General features: G+C 65.8%; 10 protein-coding genes. 6 read left to right on the top strand and 4 right to left on the bottom strand.

Features of this window, described 5'->3' with window-relative positions; genetic code table 11:
• Positions 1-207 precede the first annotated feature (207 nt).
• Complete coding sequence (locus tag QQL87_RS26495) at positions 208-2439, bottom strand: CHASE2 domain-containing protein (protein ID WP_284418384.1); 2232 nt, start codon at positions 2437-2439, stop codon at positions 208-210.
• 105 nt (positions 2440-2544) lie between these two features.
• Positions 2545-8961 (bottom strand): Npun_F0296 family exosortase-dependent surface protein, encoded by a 6417-nt coding sequence (locus QQL87_RS26490; protein WP_284418385.1) that lies wholly within the window; start codon positions 8959-8961, stop codon positions 2545-2547.
• 608 nt (positions 8962-9569) lie between these two features.
• On the opposite strand from QQL87_RS26490, the gene QQL87_RS26485 reads away from it, so the two are divergent.
• Complete coding sequence (locus QQL87_RS26485) at positions 9570-10319, top strand: transglutaminase-like cysteine peptidase (RefSeq protein WP_284418386.1); 750 nt, start codon at positions 9570-9572, stop codon at positions 10317-10319.
• A 28-nt stretch (positions 10320-10347) separates the two neighbouring features.
• On the opposite strand, the gene QQL87_RS26480 is transcribed toward QQL87_RS26485, so the two are convergent.
• Entirely contained in the window at positions 10348-11823 is a 1476-nt protein-coding gene (locus QQL87_RS26480) for an amidase (protein ID WP_284418387.1), read from the bottom strand.
• A gap of 350 nt (positions 11824-12173) precedes the next feature.
• Here QQL87_RS26480 and QQL87_RS26475 point away from each other — a divergent pair, with 350 nt between their 5' ends.
• The 5 genes from QQL87_RS26475 to QQL87_RS26455 all read left to right on the top strand — a co-directional run bounded on the left by QQL87_RS26475 (position 12174) and on the right by QQL87_RS26455 (position 18765).
• Positions 12174-12782 carry a LysE family translocator gene (locus tag QQL87_RS26475; protein WP_284418388.1) on the top strand — a complete coding sequence of 203 codons (609 nt, stop codon included), beginning with the start codon at positions 12174-12176 and terminating at the stop codon, positions 12780-12782.
• A 150-nt stretch (positions 12783-12932) separates the two neighbouring features.
• The gene (locus QQL87_RS26470) at positions 12933-13223 is read left to right on the top strand and encodes a hypothetical protein (RefSeq protein WP_284418389.1); all 291 of its coding nucleotides are present in this window, start codon (positions 12933-12935) and stop codon (positions 13221-13223) included.
• A gap of 58 nt (positions 13224-13281) precedes the next feature.
• Positions 13282-14550: a divalent metal ion exporter subunit IhpA gene (ihpA, locus tag QQL87_RS26465; RefSeq protein ID WP_284418390.1), complete on the top strand. Its 1269-nt coding sequence runs from the start codon at positions 13282-13284 to the stop codon at positions 14548-14550.
• On the top strand, positions 14547-15539 hold the full coding sequence (gene ihpB, locus QQL87_RS26460) for a divalent metal ion exporter adaptor subunit IhpB (RefSeq protein ID WP_284418391.1): 993 nt from the start codon (positions 14547-14549) through the stop codon (positions 15537-15539). The genes ihpA and ihpB overlap by 4 nt, the downstream gene beginning before the upstream one ends.
• Positions 15532-18765 carry an efflux RND transporter permease subunit gene (locus QQL87_RS26455; protein ID WP_284418392.1) on the top strand — a complete coding sequence of 1078 codons (3234 nt, stop codon included), beginning with the start codon at positions 15532-15534 and terminating at the stop codon, positions 18763-18765. Before ihpB ends, QQL87_RS26455 begins: the two co-directional genes overlap by 8 nt.
• On the opposite strand, the gene QQL87_RS26450 is transcribed toward QQL87_RS26455, so the two are convergent.
• On the bottom strand, positions 18708-19199 hold the full coding sequence (locus tag QQL87_RS26450; RefSeq protein WP_284418393.1) for a DUF805 domain-containing protein: 492 nt from the start codon (positions 19197-19199) through the stop codon (positions 18708-18710). The two genes, QQL87_RS26455 and QQL87_RS26450, sit on opposite strands and share 58 nt — an antisense overlap.
• Positions 19200-19350: the final 151 nt, after the last annotated feature.

Genomic DNA, 19350 nt, shown 5'->3' with positions numbered 1-19350 from the left:
CATTGCGAGCGCAGCGACGCAATCCAGGGCCACGCCAACGACTCTGGATTGCTTCGTCGCTTCGCTCCTCGCAATGACGATGGAGAGACCGTAGGGTGGGCAAAGGCGCGAAGCGCCGAGCCCACCATTCCATCCGCGATATTGGTAAACATGGTGGGCACGCGTCGCCTGCGGCGCCGCTTTGCCCACCCTACGAATTGCGAACAGCTACTTCGTCAGCAGCGCGTGAGCGCCGTTCCAGTCGACCGGCGGGGGGGCCTGCTGGTAGTCACGGATGCGCGCTTCGTAAAGGTCATAGAGCTTGGCCAGCTCCTTCGCCTCGTCGTTCCTGCGGCCCCGCGCGATCGCCGCCAGCGCCTCGTCCCAGTCGCGGCTACGATAGGCCGCCAGCATCTCGATGGTGAGATTGCGCAACAGTTGGAAGCGCTCGGAATACATCACATCCTCGCGGCCGGCGATCGCATAGATCACCTCCGGCTCGCTCTTGCCCTTGACCATGATGAAGTCGAGCTCGAGGATCGCGAGCCTGTCCTTCACCGCCATCGCGGTGGCCGAGCCGACGATGATCGGAAAGCCGTATTCCTTGGTCTGGCCTTCGAGCCGAGAGGCGAGATTGACGCTGTCGCCCAGCACCGAATAGTTCTTCTTCAGCTCCGAGCCCATGTTACCGACGACACCGATACCCGTGTTGAGACCGATACCGACGTTGAGCGGAATGTAGACATGACCGCCATGGGCGGCCTCCTGCTCGCGCTCCCGGTTGACCTCGTCGATCTTGACGAGCATGTCGAGCGCCGCCGTGCAGGCGTTGAGATGGTGCTCCCGATCATCGAGCGGCGCGTTCCAGAACGCCATGATGGCGTCGCCCATGTATTTGTCGACATACCCATTGCGCGCGATGATCGCATCGGTCAACGGCGTCAGGAAGCGATTCATCAGCGTCGTCAGGCCCTGCGGATCGTGCTTGTAGCTTTCCGAGATCGAGGTGAAGCCGCGCACATCCGAGAACATGATGGTCATCTCGCGTTCCTCGCCGCCGAGCACGAGCTTCTCCGGCGACTGCGCGAGCTGCTCGACCAGCACCGGCGACATGTATTGCGCGAACCAGCCGCGGATCTCCTTGCGCTGCTGCTGCTCGCGGATGAAGTTCGCGAAGATCAGGGTCAGATAGATCGCCGTCGTCGACATCATCGGATAGGTGAAGTCGATCAGAATCCGGTGCTGCTTGTAGAAGTACCAGGAGATCCCCAGCAGCGCGCTCGCGAAGATGGCCCCGACGAGCACCAGCGTGACGGCACCGAGCCGCGGCGCGAACACGATGACGAGCAGCCCGAGCAGCACGGCCCCGAAAAACTCGACCACGACGCTCCAATATGGCCGGGTCAGGATCGAGCCCGTAAGCACCGATTCCAGCACCTGGGCGTGCACCTCGACGCCCGGCATCGCCGCGTAGACCGGGGTGGTCTTGATGTCATTGAGGCCGATCGCGGATGGTCCGATCAGGACCAGCTTCCTCGCGATCTTCTCCGGCGGCACGCGGCCCTCGAGCACGTCGATGGCGGACACGTAGATCGACGGATCACTGTTGGCATAGTGGACCCAGATCTTGCCGTTGCCGTCGGTCGGAATCTGGAAGCCGCGGAGGACGAGACTGGTGATTCCGCCGTCTTCAGCTTTGACAATAACCGTATCCGTGCCGGTCAGGACCCGCAGCATTTCGAAGCTCAGCGCCAGCATCGTGACGTCCTGGGCCCGCATGATCATCGGCACCCGGCGGATGATGCCGTCGCGCTCGGGCGGGATGTTGAACAGGCCACGCCCGGCCGCCGCATGCTCGATCGCCGGCACGTTGCGCAACAGCCCGGGGAACGGCTCCATGAAAGGGATCGGGTCGCCGATCATGGCAAAGCCGGTCTCGGGCAGCGTGTTGTCGAGATCGGCACTCACGTTGCGGCTCGCCGTCTCGCCCAGCACGATGCGCGACCGGCGCAGGGCGTCGGCAAGCACCTGATCGTTCGAGGGCAGCGCCTTCAGCTTCTCGCGCGTCGCCTCGTCGAGATTGGGAAAGGTCTCCGCCGCGATCGCCGGGTTCAGTCGATCCGGCTCGGCGAACACGACGTCGAAGGCGATGACGACGGCACCGAGCTGCGTCAGCCTGTCGACGATCTCGGCAATCCGCGTCCGCGGCCATGGCCACTGGCCGAGCCGGGGATCAGCGACGCTCTTCTCGTCGATGTCGACGATCGTGACCGGGCGGACACTTTTCACACGCGGACTGAAGGCCTGGAAGTTGTCGAAGGTGCGCAGGCGCAGTTCCTGCATCGGAGCGGGATCGGCGGCCCGCAATGCGGCGAAGGCGACCAGCAACATGAGACAGACCCCGCGCGCATAGCCGAACTTGCGCGCGAACCATCGTGGCACTGCTCTCAATCGCTTCATGCCGCATCCAATATCACACCGGGGCCGGCGATCCGAGACACCCCATCATTCCGGGGAGGCGTGCGCGCGACGCGCCCGCCAGAACCGCGCCGTTGCAGGGCCGGCTCAGACCAGGTGAAAGCCGTCGTGATGCGCCTTGAACTGGTCGAGCGTCACGCCCTTGAGCGTCAGCGAATCATGCGCCGCATCGGTGATGACGGTGTCGTGGCCATTGTTGGCGGCCTGCGCCGCAGCGACAAGCGCGTCGATATTGGCGAACAGCGCGTGATCGATCTCGACGGTGTCCTTGGCGAGATCAAGATCGCCGATCGTGGCGCTGCCGAAATGCGAATTGAAGACGAAGGTGTCGTTGCCGCCCTTGCCGAAGATCGTGACGCCGCCGCCGACATTGACGAAATCATCGTCCTGCGCCGTGCCATTGACCGTCGACGCACCATTGCCCGCCAGCGTGACCGTCAGCGCCTTCGTCGCCGACGTCCCATGGCCGTCGCTGACCACCGCCTGATAGGTGACGGTCAGCGTGTCGCCGGGCTTCAGGAAGTCGAGGTTCACGTCGGCCGGATCATAGTGCCAATGCAGCAGGTCGGAGCGGCCGTCGGAAGTGGCGCTGTCGAAGGTGATGGCGTGGGCATCGGCCAGCGCCTGGATATGAGCAGTCTCCGGGAGGCTCGACGAGCCGTTGTATTTGATCACGCCATTGCCGAGCACCGAAGCCGTCAGCGTGTCGCCGACATCCTTGTCGAGCACGGTCAGGGTGCCGGACATGTCGCTGGCCAGCTTGACCGGCTGGTCGGCGATGACGCCCGCCGAGACATTGTCGAGCTCGAACGCGTTCTGGCTGCTGGCGAGGACGACCTTGTTGAACGGCGAAAGGCCGAGGAACTCGACATAGCCGTTCGACGCCAGCGACGTCTGCCCGCCATTGGCGAGCAGTGGAGCAATGTCGTCGCCGGTGTAGGACGCCACCAGCTTGCCGCCGTTGTAGAAGGAGACGCTGTTGTAGCTGTCGATCGAGCCCCAATACAGCCCAAAGCTGTTCTTGGCGCTGTCGAAGGTGATGGTTTCCTGCGCGTGGCCGCCGATGCTGAGATAGTTGGTCGTGTCGGCCCCGTCGCTCATGTAGGGCGCTGCCGACACCGACGACGAGCCGTGCACGATTCCCGCACTGCCGCTGGCCGTGAAGGTGGCATGCAGCGCCTCGCTGTAGAAGCCGCCATGGCCGCGCTCGTCATCGGACGTCGAGCGCGTCGATACCTGATCGAATGTCTCGGTCGGCATGTGCTCGGCATTGACCTTGGCGCCGGTCGTCAGAACGGTGGCCCGTTCGGACAGGATCACGGTCTGGACGGTCGGATTGGCTTCCGCGGTGATCACCGGCGCGTCCTCCGCGCCCTTGACCGTGATCGTGACCGGCACGTCCGCGACGCCGCCATGGCCGTCGTCGATCTCGACCGTATAGGTCAGCGTCACGTGCTGGTCGGTGCCGAGATAGTCGAACACCTTGTCCTTGGCCGAGAACGTCCAGGCCTGCGATTCTCCCCCGGTGACGGACGTGGTGAGCGCACCGAGCGACAGCCAGCTCTTCAGCACGGACGTATCCGACGGGAGACCATCATCATTGCCGGAGGTCGCAACGGCGGTCACCTTCAGGACATGCGTGTCGGTGACGTCGGCATCCGTGAAGGTGATCGCACCGCTCGCCGTATCGGCCAGATCCGAGCCGGACTTGCCGGCGCGTTCTGCGATTTCGCTCCCCTGCACCTGGCTCGTGACGACGGGCCGATCGTTGGTGCCAGTGAGCGTGACGACGATCGTCGAGGTCGCCGTGCCGCCCTGGTGATCGTCGAGCGTCACCGTGGACGTGACCTTGACCGTCTCACCGGCCCCGAGGAAGTCGAGCGAACCGTCGGCAATCGCATAGGTCCAGCCGACCGCACCGTTGTTGGTGTTGCCGCTCTGACTGAGCTGCAGCCCCTGCTCCAGCGCAGCGATCTGGCCGGTCGTGAGCTGGGTGGACAAATCGGTGTGATGATCGGCCGCGATCCAGCTCACGCTCTGTGCGTTGTTGAGAATGGCAGCCCTCGGACGATCGGTCAGATCGACATCGGTGAAGTGAATCGTGCCGTCGACGCTGTGCAGGTCGGACGCGCCTGTCGCGCCCGCGGTTTCGACGATCGCACCGGATTGGCTGGCGTCGGAGATGACAGGCGCCGCATCCTCGGCAACCAGCGTGATGAGCGTTCCGCCGTGGCCGTCGTCGCCGCCGACGAAATGCGCGTTCGAGTAGTCGGCACCGCTCAAGGTCAGGCTGATGCTGTGGCCATCGCCGTCGACGACCGTGAGCACGCCGCTGTTCGAATCATAGGAGGCGGTTGTGGTGGCCGGATCCCATTTGATTGTCGATAGGTCGATCTTGTCGGAGATGCCGAGGCCGGTGACCTTGGCGGCGAAATTCGCGTCGTCGACGACGAGCGTGCTGCTGCCGTCGCCGCTGAAGTCGATCGACTGCGTATTGCCGCCGGCGACGTGAAGAATGGCGCCGGGATCGATGGCGATCGTTCCCGAGCCCGAGATCGAGCCGTCGATTTCGAAGACACCGCCGATGATCTCGATGGTGCCGTCGTTGACCAGCGAACCGTTGATCTCGAACGTGCCTCCGACGATCTCGATCGTGCCGTCATTGATGATCGAGCCGTCGATGCTGGTGAACCCACTCGCCGTGAGGGTGCCGTAGACGTGCAGCGTGCCGTCGCCGCTCACCGTGGTGCCGGCCAGGCTGAGCAGCGCATCGACATCCACAGTGAAGACGCCGGCATTATCGACATTCATGTCCGACAGGGACACGCCGTAGCCGGAGATTTCCAGCGTCCCGGCGACCCCGACGCTCAGGGTGCCGCCGGTCAGCGAGGCGTTTCCATCCAGCACGAGAGTGGACGACACCGGCGCATCGCCCTCGTCGTCGATGATGATCTGACCGCCGGAATTGTCGATGGTGACGCCGTCGAACGTCGTCGCCGCCTGGGTCTCGACATGCACGATGCCGCGGTTGACGAACTCGCCGCCCGTGATGGTGCTGTCCTCGATCTGCAGCAGCGCGTCCTGGTCGACCTTGATTGTCCCGGAATTGCTGACCGAGATCTCGCTCATGGTCGCGCCGGCCGCGGAGGCGACCTCCAGCACGGACCCCGGGTCGATGCCGACGGTTGCATCGGCGATAGTGGCGCCGCCCTGAACGGTCAGGGTCACGGGCGTCCAGGGCGTCTCGGGCGGACCGTCCTCCGTCGAGACGAGCCGGATGTTGCCGGGAGCGGTCTCGCCATCCCCGATCAGGAGCGTGCCGCCATCGACCGCGCTGCCGTCGATGCTGCTGTCGCCGATCACCGCGATCGTGCCATCATTGCCGATCGTGCCACCGGCGATGCTGGTGCCTGCAAGCGAGAGCACGCCGCCAAGCGCGATTGCGATCGCCGCCGCGTTGGCATTGCTGATCGTCTCGTCCTCGAACGCATTGCCGCTGCCGGAGACGTTGAGGGTGCCGAAATTGTCGAGCGTCCCGCCGATCAGCGCGGCCTGTCCCGTGAGGGCGATGGTTCCGCCGGCGTCGTTGGTCACGGTGCCGCCAGTGATGCTCGCCTCGGAGAGCGTCAGCTTGGCCGCGGCCTCGACGGTGATCACCCCGCCGGCATTGTCGATGCTGGTGTCGAGATCAAGCTTCAGCCCGCCTTGCGCCTTGACGATGATCTGCCCGGCATTGGTGACGGCGTCGTCCGACAGGACGTTGCCGATGCCCGACACCTCGATCGTACCGGTATTGTCCAGCTCGGCGTCGCTGATGGCGGCGCCGCCCTTCAACACCAGCAGGCCATCGGCGAGCTGCGGCGCGTTATCGCCGCTTTCCAGCGTGCCGAACTCTTGAACGCGCAGCGCGCCCTGGATCACGATGGTGCCACCGTCGATGCTGCCGCCGTCGAGAGTCAAGGTAGCTCCCTGATCGACCTGGATCAGGCCGGAGCTGTCCTCGCCAGCGTTCGTGACGTCGCCGTGCACGATCAAGGTCCCACCGGACAGCTCGAACGTTCCGCTGTTGCTGATGCTTGCAGCGCTCCCGAACTCGCCGCCGCCCGCCAGCAGCATCGTGCCGGCATTGCTCAGCTCGCTCTGGTCGAGAATCTGAATCGCGCCGCCCACGCTGATCTTTGCGCCGGCGAAATTGGAGACGCGCGCATCGACCTTGGCAGTCAGCGCGCCGCTGATCGTCAGCGTGTCGTGATTGTCGAGGCTCGGGACGGCCCCCCCGCCGAAATCGTTCAGGGTGACCGACTTGGCGAAGGCTTCGGAATCGATTGTCACCGGAAAGGCCGGCGTCAGTCCATGCAGCTGATCGGTGATGATGATGACGTCGTCAGCCACCGTCGGCGCGAGGCCGGTCGCCCAGTTCGCACCATCGCTCCACAGCAGAACCTGCGCGCCGCTGGTTTCCCCGGATTGCCCCTGCGTCGTGGCGATCCAGACCACCGCGGGATCGTCCGTGCCGGTGATGGTGACCGTGATCGTCTGCGTCGACGTCGCACCCTGCGAGTCGGTCAGGGTGACCGTGTAGGTGAGCGTCAGGGTCTGTCCAGCCGGAATGAAATCCGCGACATAGACCGGCAGGTTGCCGAGGCTCCAGTTGATCTTGCCCGTGCCGCTGCCGGTGCTGTCGGAGGCGATCGACGCCGTCAACGCCTGTTCGAACAAAGCGAGCGGAGCCGGCGGAACGCTGCCGTTCGGGAGCACCGCGCTGGTCAGCTTGGCCGAGACGACATGGGTGTCGGTGAGGTCGACATCCGTGAATGTCAGCGTGCCCGAGGTCGGATCATCCGATGTCAGCGGCCCCCCGGGCACGCTGGTGCCGCCCTCGAACGCGATCGTTCCGACGCTCGTCGCAATGGCAGGCTTGTCGTTGGTGCCGGTCAAGGTGATCGTGACCGGCACCTCCGTATACTCGTTGGCCAGCACGTAGTTGGTATCGACGCGCACGAGATAGGTCAGCGTCAGCGTCTCGCCGGCCGCCAGAAAGTCCAGAGCCTTGTCCGGAACGCTGTAGGTCAGCGTCGCGGAGCCATAGTTCTTGTTGTTAGGATCCGGCGTGACCGTGATCTTCACCGCCGTCGCCATCACATCCTGCAGCTGCAGGGCGTTCAACGATGCCGTGACATCGCCCTGCTGCGCGCTCTTGTAGGCATAGGCCTTGAATTTCACCGACACGGTCGGCAGGTCGCCGGGATTGATGTCGCCGAAATTGACCCGGCTGAGAACCGTGTCGAGATCGGTGCTGATCCCGGTCTGGCCGGCCCGCTCGCTCAGCCCGAAGCTGGACGACAGGCTACCATTGGCGTCCAGCACCCGGACCTCGGGAGGGCCGGCATAGTGCTCCAGGCCCGTGGTCGTGTTGCCGCCGGTGGATGTCGGCGCCGCCGTGTCGGTGACCAGGATCTTCGCCGTCGCCGTGGTGCCATTCTGCAACGTCACCGACTGCAGCGTCTGCGGCACGCCAAGATCGGTGAAGTGGGTCGTCGTCTTCGGGTTGGTGTTGGAATTGTCGGTGAATTTCAGCGTGAAGACGTCGTTGATGAGCTTCTGGACGTCGGGCGTGAGCGGCACCGTCGTCTGGTTCACCACGCCGTTGCTGATCTGGATCTGCTGCCCGGCCTGATTGACCACGGCTATCGGCTGCAGCGTCGTCTTGTCGAACAAGACGTAGGAACCGGTGCGGCCATCGGGCTCGACCAGCACCTGAAACTTGGCGTCGGGCAGACCACCCTGCCCCGGCACGGTGAAGTCGATCTCGACCAGGACCGCGGTGCCGCGAATGCCCATGGTCGCGACCGGCGTATCGACCTTCATGTCGCCGTGCTTGGCGGTCTCGCCCGCCACGAACGAGATCGTGCCGGCGACGAGGCTGATCAGCGAGGAGTTGTTCGACCCGTTGGGGTCGTAGACCATCTCATTCAGTACCATCCGCGCATTGGAGGACAGGCCGAACACGGTGCCGTCGATAAAGGTGATGCCGAGCGTCGAGTTCGAGCCGGACTGGACGACGTCGCCCTTCTCGACGTTGTCGCCGTTATGAAGCAGGATCGAGACGCCGTTGCGGATGACCGTCGCCGTGCCCTGCAGCTTGGTGACATGGCCGATCACCTTGCCGGCGCTGGCCGCACCACCGGCCTGGCTGACCTGGACCGCGCCGGAGAGCGCACTGACGACATCACCGGTCAGATGCGCGCCGTCGGGCGAGGCCAGGGCCGAGCGCTTCTCGCCCTTGAAGTAATCCGGCACGACCAGGTCGCGGCCATCCGAGGACAGCACCAAGTCGAGACCAGACCGCTTGAAATCGGCATGGAACAGGAAATGCGCGTCGGGAACGATGATCGCGTCCGCCGGCGCATGCGCGGGCGGCGCATCCAACGTCACGAGCTTCGAAGCGGACGTTCCCAGGCCGTCGGAGAAAAGCGCGGCGTCAGACTTGCCAGCGTAATTCACGGGGCCACCGACTATGGTTAATAATTACATAACAATTGATGTTCGAAGTCTGCATATCACTGGCGAGTGTCAGGAGGAACCATCTTCAGCTTGTGCTCCAAGGGGTGGGAAACGGCACATCCCACGAGTTTGCTTTCAGGACGCCAAGTTTCGGCCTTCTTTTTCGCAAGGAAAACCAAGACGAGCGAAGTATTCGAATGACAAAAATGACCTAACTACAGTCATTTTAAGAATACATTTTTCACTTATTACATGGCCGGACCGCGACATCCACACCCACGTACTCCCGTGGAGACGTTTCGCGCCGACGACCGAGAGCGGGCCAATAAAAATCTACATATTGCATCGATTTAGCCGAAACAGACACGACAACCTTTGCGGGAATCACCTGTGCCGCTCGCGACCTTCACTCGGCTTTCGCTAGGATTTGTCGCATCGAAGCAACACAACGTTCAGCCTGAGGGCTACGATTTTCTCGCGGGCAGCCCGGCTTTAAGCTGCGTCAAAGCCCCGACGCGGATGCTCGGCTCAACAAGCATCCGGTTCCGCTGGCGCCTTCGCGCAGTCGAGTTCCGGCAACGGGGCGTCAGATGATTGGACTCGCGCGGATGGGCGCATCGTTTGCGGCAGCGGCCGCCAGTGCGCTGCTTTGGATCAGCCCGGTCGGCGCCGGTCCGATCGGGCAGCCGCTGGGACTCGCAGCAGCGATGGGCGACCTCGAGCCGTTCGGCCTGCAACGGACGGAGCTCTGGGCCAGCCCGCTGCTGAACAAATGGCTCACGCTTTCGCGCAGGCTCGACGACGAGCGCGTGCAGCTTGCGCTGTGCGACGGCGATCGCGACCATTGTGTCTCGCCAGCCGCGTTGCGCCTGCTGGCCATCGTCGATCAGGGGCGCGCCAAAGAGGGCCGCGCCCGGCTTGGCGAAATCAACCGTGCGATCAATCTGGCCATCCGTCCCGCCAGCGACCTCACCCAATATGGCGAAATCGACGTCTGGGCGTCTCCGCTCGTCACCTTCACCCATCTGGCGGGCGACTGCGAAGACTATGCGATCGCGAAGTTCATGGCGCTGCGGCTGGCCGGGATCGCGGCGAACGACCTGCGCATCATCATCCTGCACAACACGACGCGCGATGAAGACCATGCCGTCGTCGCGGCGCGGCTCGACGGGCGCTGGCTGCTGCTCGACAATGAGCGGATGGCCATGATCCAGGACAGCGACGCACGGCAAGTGCGGCCGCGTTTCGTGATCGACGAGACCGGCATCTCGATCCTTCAAGACCAGCCCTTGATGGCCGAGGTGAGCAGCCCGCCGCGTGAGCGGCAGGGGCCCGGCTGGGCATCGTCCCGCAACTGACGACCGTCAGCGGCGCGGTGACGCCGCTTCAGCCCGCGGTGACGTGCACCGCTGGGGTGGCACCGCCGTTCCACTCGCCGCCGATGGCGCGCTCGATCTGCGCCGCGAGCTGCAGCAGCAGGCCGTCATCGGCCTGCTTGCCGATTGCCTGAATGCCGAGCGGCAGGCCGTGCTCGTTGCTGGCGAGCGGCAGCGAGATCGCTGGGATGCCGCAGAGATTGGCGAGCGGCGTGAACGCGAAGTTGCGCCAGAGATTCTCGAACCAGTCGAGCACGTCGGGATTGTCGCTGATCGTCAGATATTCCGTGGTGCCGATCTTTGGCGTCGGCAGCGCCGTGATCGGCGTCAGGATGATGTCCCAGTCCTCGAAGAACGCGCCGAAGGCGCGCGACGTCGTGTTGAACACCGCCTGCATCGCCGCACGCTCGGCGAAGCTGGTGCCGCGGCCGGCCTCCCAGATGCGGATGTTGACCGGCTCGATCAGGTCGGCCGGCGGCCGCTCGAGCTTGCGCGACGCGAGCAGATTGTTGATGACGATCGCGAAGTTCGAGATGTAGCAGGTGGTCTGCGCGGCGAAGGCTGTGCGATAGTCGACCTCCGGCAAGGCGTAGCCGACGTGATGGCCGAGGCCTTCGAGAAACTTGCCGACGCGCTCGAGCTCGGCCGCGATGTGCGGCGTCGCACGATAGTCGCCCCATTGGTGGGACAGCGCGATTTTCAGCCTGCCCGGATCGCGCTTGATCAGCTCGACATACGGCTCCGGCGTGGTCCAATACGGCATGAACTCGCCGGGCGCGCCGCCACGGCAATGGTCGACGAACGCCGCGGTGTCGCGCACGCTGCGCGACTGGCAGCCCTGGATCGAGACGAGGCCGGAGAGATCCGACAGGTGCGGCGCGATCGAGAACACGCCGCGCGAGACCTTCAAGCCGATATTGCCGTTGACGCCGGCGGGAATGCGGATCGAGCCGCCGCCATCGGTCGCATGCGCGATCGGCACCACGCCGGCGGCGACCATCGCCGCACTTCCGGCCGACGAGCCGCAGGTCGTGTAGTCGGTATTCCACGGATTGCGCGTGACGTAGACGGCCGGATTTTCCGCCGAGCTGCAGACGCCGAACTCCGGCGTCGTGGTCCGTCCCATCAGATTGAGACCGGCCTTGCGCATCTTCGAGGTCAGGTGCGTATCGGCGGCGGGACGGTTGCCGCGCATATAGAGCGAGCCCTGCTCCTGCAGCCGCCCGGCCATGGTCGGCCCGAGATCCTTCATCAGGAACGGCAGGCCGGCGAACGGACCAGCAGGATTGGCGCCGGCCTTGACCGGGTCCTCGACGGCATCGGCGAACACCTCGACCACGCCGGACAGTGTGGGATCAACCTTCGCGATTGCTTCCGCCGCCTGCCTTGCGAGCTCTGCCGGGGTCAGCTCGCCGCTCTTCACGCGCGCCGCCAACGCCACGCCATCATGCCGGGCCCACTCGTCCCAGCTCATCGCCAAAGTCATCCCGTCTTCCGATCCTTGCGCGCCGATCATCGATGCACGGCGTCAGAGCCGCGCGATGATCATGCGCCGTTCAACATCCGGCGGCGCGAACCTTAGTTGGCAGCAGGCCCAAGTCAATCAACCGCCCCGCATGCTGCCATACGGTGCGCTCATGCAGCCACGGCTTACCTCTGTCCTCATCAGCACGGACGAATGGCCGAGGTGCAGAGCGTTCCGGAAAACGGGACTCATGATCGCCGCTGCCAAGGCCGCATAATCGATTGCCCGGTCGGAAGCCACGTGCAGGCAAGGTGATCATCAATGCTCAGCCACGGCCCGCGCCGGACATTGACCGACGTCAAGGCTGGCACATGATGCGCGTGCTTGATGCGGCCATGGATATCCTGACCTTCGTCGCAGCCGCCGTGGCGTTGCTCGCCACGCCCGGCCCGACCAACACGCTGCTTGCCACCGCGGGCGCCAGCGGCGGCGTGCGCGTCTCTCTTCATCTGCTGCTGGCCGAGCTTGCGGGCTATCTGCTTGCGATCCTGATCCTGCGCATCGTGCTCGGACCGGCGCTCGCCGCCGCCCCGCTCGTGGGACACGTCCTGCGCATCGTCGTCGTGCTCTATCTGCTGCACCTTGCTGCCGCGCTGTGGCGTCACGGCAGCGGCTCCGCCGGCGATGCGCAGCCGGTGACGCTGCGCCGCGTGTTCATCACCACGCTGTTCAATCCGAAGGCGATCATCTTCGCCTTCACGCTGCTGCCGCCGGAGGCCGATGCCGCGCGCCTGCTGCCCTTCACTATCGCGCTCGGATTGTCGACCGTGACCATCGGAGGCGGCTGGATCGTGCTCGGCGCGACCCTGCGCCGTGGCCTCGGACGCGCCGTCCCGGCGACGTTCGGCTATCGCTGCAGCGCTGCGGCCCTGGCGCTGCTCGCCTGCGTGATCCTCGCTCCTGCGCTTGCACTGCCGTGACGCGGTTCCCCTTGTTACATTGTTGCTGATCGACAACACCGCCGCCCCCGTGCTATCCGCGGGGCGACAGGGGGCGCGGTGCGCATCAATGATCGACGATTCCTCACGAGCCGTCCCGGCCTGCTGCGCCGGGTCGCGGTGTTGTGCGTGATGATCGCCTATCTGTTCGCCGGAGCGCTGCACGGCGCCTGCGACCTCGACGTCGCGCATCCCTCCACCGGCAAGACGGAAATCGCATCACTGCTGGACAAGGCCGATCACTCCGATCAGCGCAGCTTGGTGGATCATCATTGCCATGGCTGCTTCTCGGTCGCCGTGCCGCAGCTGCAGCTCGCCGCCGTTCCGGCTGACAGGGTTGCTGCAATCGGCTGGCCCATTCCCGTGCTTCGGGCCGGGGTTCTGCCCGAATCGGACTCCCCACCACCAAGACACCTGATCTGACGTCACGTGCCCGACGGCAAGCGCCGTCCCTCATTGCTCGTCAAGACAGGTTGATTTCATGCCATTCCCCGCGATGGCTGCACGCGCGATCTGCGCGGCAGCCCTGCTCGCGCTGCCCGTGCACACGGCGGCGGCGCAGACCCTGACCTTGCGCGAGGCGCTGTCGCGCGCGATCGCCAGCAATCCGCGGCTGTCGGCTGCCGATCGCGATATCGGCATCGCCTCCGGCCAGCGGCTGCAGGCTGGCGCGCGGCTCAATCCGGAGCTCAGCTACGAGCAGGACAACTCGCTCGGCTCGGGGCCGTATCGCGGCACAAGATCGGCCGAGACCACCTTGCAGATCAGCCAGACCTTCGAATGGTTCGGCAAGCGCGATGCGCGCATCGCTGCAGGCCAGGCCGGCGTCCAGGTCGCCGAGATCCAGCGCCAGGCGGTCCGGCTCGAGGTGCTGTCGGAGACAGCGGTCGCCTTCGTGACCGTGCTCGCGACCCAGCGCCGCATCCAGATCCTCGACGATCAGGTCGCGGCCCTCGATCGCCTGACGCCGCTGCTGCGGCGGCGCGTCGAGGCCGGCGCCTCGTCGCCAGCGGAGACCGGTCGCGCCGAGGTCGCCTCGGCGCTGGTGCGGGCCGATCGCGAGCGCGTCAAGGCGGTGCTGGCGAGTGCCCGCCGTGAGCTCGCGGTGCTGACCGGCGATGCCCTGGCGAAATTGCCCACCGTCACCGGGCGCTTCGACGCGACCGGCCAGCCGCCCTCGTTCCAGACCGTGATCGCCGCGATCGACGCCAATCCACAGCTGACGCGCTGGACCGCGGTGTATGCGCAACGCAATGCCGAGCTGCTGCTGGCGCGGCTCAAGCCGTATCCCGACGTGCGCGTCGGCGCCGGGTGGCGGCATTTCAACGACACGCAGGACGACGCCGTCAGGCTCAGCGTCTCCGTGCCGATCCCCGTCTTCGACCAGAATCAGGGCAACATTCTCTCCGCGCAGGAAAGCCTCGCCAAGACCGAGGCCGAGCGCAAGGCGAACCGCAACGCGCTGCTGGTGATCGCCGGCCGCGCCTACGATTCACTGCAGGGCTCGCTGCGCGAATTGTCGGTGCTGCGCGAGATCGCGATTCCCCGGGCGCAGGAGGCCGCCGACGAAATCGCGCAGGGCTACAGCGCCGGCCGCTTCACGCTGCTGGAGGTGCTCGACGCGCAGGCCAGCGTCGCGCAGGCGCGGCTGCGCGAGCAGGAGGCGCTGCAGAACATCCATGTCGCCGTCGCGACGATCGAAGGCCTGATCGGCCGCCCCTTCACTCTGGCACGGGAGGCCACGCGATGAAGACATCCACCGTCATTCTGATCGCGATCCTCGCGGCCGCGGGCGGCGCCGCCGCGTCGCGTGTCCTGGTCGACGCGGTGCCGCATACGGAGGCGACCATCGGCCATGCCGAGACGGATCATGCCGAAAAGCCGGCGCCGAAGGATCACGTCGAGCAGGACGAGCATGGTGCCGACCGCATCCGCGTCAGCGACGTGAAGCTCGCAGCGGCCGGCGTGACGCTCGCCGAAGCCGGACCCGCGACCTTGTCGGACACGCTGGCGTTCAACGGCGTGCTCCGCGCCAATCAGGAAGCGCTGGTGCAGGTGACGCCGCGCTTTCCCGGCATCGTCCGCGCGATCAGAAAGCGCATCGGCGACACCGTCGCCAAGGACGAACAGCTCGCGTCCATCGAGAGCAACCAGAGCCTGACCGCCTACGACCTCAAGGCGCCGCTCGGCGGCACCATCATCGACCGCCAGATCTCGCTCGGCGAATACGCCTCCGAGCAGAAGCCGGCCTTCGTTGTCGCCGACCTCTCGACCATCTGGGTCGATCTGTCGATCTACCGTCAGGATCTCAGGCGGGTCCGGCTCGACGACGAGGTGTTGATCGATCCCGACGACGGCCGCGGCGCGATCAAGGGCAACGTGTCCTACATCGCCCCCGTCGGCGCCAGCGAGACGCAGACGGCGCTCGCGCGCGTCGTGCTGGCCAATGCCGACGGCCGCTTGCGAACCGGCCTGTTCGTCACCGCGCGGCTGGTGCTCGCCAAGCGCAGCGTCGCCGTCGCGGTGCGCGCCAGCGCGATCCAGACGCTGGAGAACAGGACCGTCGTGTTCGTGCGCGAGGAGGGCGACAAGATCGAGGCGCGCCCCGTGGCAACGGGCGAATCCGATCCGACCTATGTCGAGATCCGCGACGGCCTCTCTCCCGGCGAGCACTATGTCGCCGAGAACAGCTTTGTCGTGAAAGCGGAGATGGGCAAGGGGGAGGCCGAGCATGATTGATGCGATCCTCGCTTTTGCCGTCCGCCAGCGCTGGCTGGTGCTGCTGCTCGCGCTCGCCGCCACAGCCTTCGGCGCCTGGAACTTCACCCGGCTGCCGATCGACGCCGTGCCCGATATCACCAACGTCCAGGTGCAGATCAACACCAAGGCGCCGGGCTATTCGCCGCTCGAGACCGAGCAGCGCATCACCTTCCCGGTCGAAACCGCGATGGGCGGACTGCCCCGGCTCGACACCACGCGCTCGCTGTCGCGCTACGGCCTGAGCCAGGTCACTGTCGTGTTCCAGGACGGCACCGACATCTACTTCGCGCGCCAGCAGGTCAATGAGCGTATCCAGCAGATCAAGGATCAGCTGCCGCCGGGCGTCGAGGTCGCGATGGGACCGCTTTCGACCGGGCTCGGCGAGATCTTCATGTATGCGGTCGAGGCCAAGCCCGGCGCAAAGACGCCTGATGGCGCCGACTATTCGCTGACCGATCTGCGCACCGTCCAGGACTGGATCATCCGGCCGCAACTGCGCGGCGTCCCCGGCGTGATCGAGGTCAACACCATCGGCGGCTTCGAGCGCCAGTTCCACGTGCTGCCGGATCCCGGCCGCCTGATGGCCTACAAGATCAGTTTTCGCGACGTCATCGCCGCGCTCGCCTCGAACAACGCCAATGTCGGCGCCGGCTATATCGAGCGCAATGGCGAGCAATATCTGGTGCGCGCGCCGGGCCAGGTCGGCAGCGCCGCCGAGCTGAAGGACATCGTGATCGGCGCCCGCGGCGGCACGCCGGTGCGCATCGGCGACGTCGCCGAGGTCGCCGAGGGACGCGACCTGCGCACCGGCGCCGCGACGCTCAATGGCGAGGAGACGATCCTGGGCACCGCGATGCTGCTGATCGGCGAGAACAGCCGCAGCGTCGCGCGGCGCGTGTCCGCCCGGCTCGACGAGATCGCAAGGTCGCTGCCCGAGGGCGTGGTCACGCGGACGCTCTACGACCGCACCCATCTGGTCGAAGCGACCATCCGCACCGTCGAGACCAACCTGCTCGAAGGCGCCGCGCTGGTCGTCGTCGTTCTGTTCCTTCTGCTGGGCAACATCCGCGCCGCGCTGGTGACCGCCTGCATCATCCCGCTGTCGATGGCGATGACCATCACCGGGATGGTCGAGAGCAAGGTCAGCGCCAACCTGATGAGCCTGGGCGCGATCGATTTCGGCATCATCGTCGACGGCGCCGTCATCATCGTCGAGAACTGCCTGCGGCTGCTGAGCCACGCGCAGCACCGCAAGGGCGGGCTGCTGACGACATCCGAGCGGCTGCAGACCATCGTCAGCGGCGCGCGCGAGGTGATCGGGCCGAGCCTGTTCGGTACGCTTATCATCGCCGTCGTCTACCTGCCGGTGCTGACCTTGACGGGAGTCGAGGGCAAGATGTTCACGCCGATGGCGCTGACGGTGCTGATGGCGCTCGGCGCGGCCGTGCTGTTCTCGATCACCTTCGTGCCGGCCGCCGTCGCCATCTTCGTCACCGGCAGGGTCTCGGAGCAGGAGAACATCGTCATGCGCGGCGCGCGGCGGATCTACGCGCCGCTGCTGCGGACCGCGATCGCCTATCGCATGACGGTCGCGGCCGTGGCGGTCGTGATCGTCGCCGTGAGTGGCGTGGCGGCCACGCGCATGGGCGGCGAGTTCATTCCGAGCCTCGACGAAGGCGACGTCGCACTGGCGGCGCTGCGGATTCCCGGCACGAGCCTCACGCTGTCGGTCGATCTGCAGAAGGCGCTGGAGGCGCGGCTGCGCCGGATACCCGAGGTGAAGGACGTCTTCACCCGCATCGGCACCGCCGAGGTCGCCACCGATCCGATGGCGCCGTCGCAGGGCGACGGCTACATCATGCTGAAGCCGCGCGCGGAGTGGCCTGATCCAGCGAAGCCGAAGGCGCAGCTCGTCGCCGAGATCGAGCAGGCAGCCGGCGAGATCCCGGGCAGCAACTACGAAATCTCGCAGCCGATCCAGCTGCGCTTCAACGAGCTGATCTCCGGCGTGCGCAGCGATGTCGGCGTCAAGATCTTCGGCGACGATCTCGACATCCTGCAGGGCGCGGCGCGCCAGGTCGAGGCCGCGATACGTGGCATCGCCGGCGCCACCGACGTCAAGACCGAGCAGGTCGCCGGCCTGCCGATCCTGACCGTGAAGATCGACCGCCAGGCGCTGTCGCGCTACGGCCTCAGCGTCGCCGAGGTGCAGAACGTGGTCGAGATCGCGATCGGCGGCAAGGCCGTCGGCAAGCTGTTCGATGGCGATCGCCGCTTCGACATCGTCGTGCGCCTGCCCGAACGCCTGCGCGGCAATCTCGACGCCATCCGCGCCATCCCGATCCCGCTGCCCGCCGGCGATGAGCAGACGACAGCGCCGCTCCGCACCGCCTTCAATGCCGCCGCCCAGCCACGCTACGTGCCGCTGTCGTCGGTCGCGGCCGTCGCCTCGGCGCCGGGGCCGAACCAGGTCAGCCGCGAGAACGGCAAGCGCCGCATCGTCGTCTCGGCCAACGTTCGGGCCCGCGATCTCGGCTCGTTCGTCACCGAGGCGCAGGCCGCGGTCGCCGAGAAGGTGAAGCTGCCGCCGGGCTACTGGATCGGCTGGGGCGGCCAGTTCGAGCAGCTGGTCTCGGCCACCAAGCGGCTCACCATCGTGGTGCCGATCGCGCTTGCACTGGTGTTCCTGCTGCTGTTCATGAGCATGGGCTCGCTCGCCGATGCGGCGCTGGTGTTCTCTGGCGTGCCGCTGGCGCTGACCGGCGGCATCGCCGCGCTGCTGCTGCGCGACCTGCCGCTATCGATCTCGGCCGGCGTGGGCTTCATAGCGCTCTCAGGCGTCGCCGTGCTCAACGGCCTCGTCATCATCGCCTTCATCGAGCGGCTGCGGCAGGAGGGACGCTCGGTGATCGCAGCGGTGGAGGAAGGCGCGCTGGCGCGGCTGCGGCCGGTGCTGATGACGGCGCTCGTCGCCTCGCTCGGCTTCGTGCCGATGGCGCTCGCGACCGGCGCCGGCGCCGAAGTCCAGCGCCCGCTCGCCACCGTCGTGATCGGCGGCATCATCTCCTCGACGATGCTGACCTTGCTGGTGCTGCCGGCACTCTACGTGCTGTTCCGGCGGGAGGCGCACGCACAGGTGCAAACCGCTCAATCGAGCCCGACGACTGAGACCGCCCCGGGCTCCGCCAGCGGGTCGGGCCCATAAGCGTTTTCTCCGACCTTACCAGGGAGGAAGCCGAGTTCGACGATCGCCCAGACGATGAGGGCAGCGGACGCAAATTCGAAGGCGATCGCGCCGGCTTCCAACCAGCCTGCCGCAAGATGCAGCAGGATCGGCGCGACGTAGTAGAGCAGCAGCCACCCTCCGCTCTTGCCACGATCATGAAGACGCTTGACGGCTACCGCGAGGCCTGCATTGAAGATGAGAATCCAGGCGATGATCGTAACACCGATGGCGATGTAGCCGGACAATAGCCAACCGAGCAGACCGAAAAGCATCAGCGCGAGCAGGTTCATCACGCCAATAATCGGAAACGACAGCCAGTATTGCGTACGGGCGATCCGGCCATCGAAGCCGAACAGCAGATTGAACAGCCGGTCGCGACCGTCGGTCGTGAATGGCAACAATTGTGAAATCATCGTTGTGCCCCCCTGCTCCGTCGATAGCACGACGCCTCGTCAGGGCACATCGACTGAACGTTGTCTTGGGTCACAATCGGCGATTGCAGACACACTCGCTTCCGCGCGCGTACCGCAAAGGCGATCGCTGAGCCCGACCTGGTCCTCCTGA

Origin of the sequence: Bradyrhizobium sp. SSBR45G (assembly GCF_030159255.1) — a bacterium.
Classification (GTDB): Bacteria; Pseudomonadota; Alphaproteobacteria; order Rhizobiales; family Xanthobacteraceae; genus Bradyrhizobium.
This window is presented reverse-complemented; position numbering and strand designations above follow the sequence as displayed.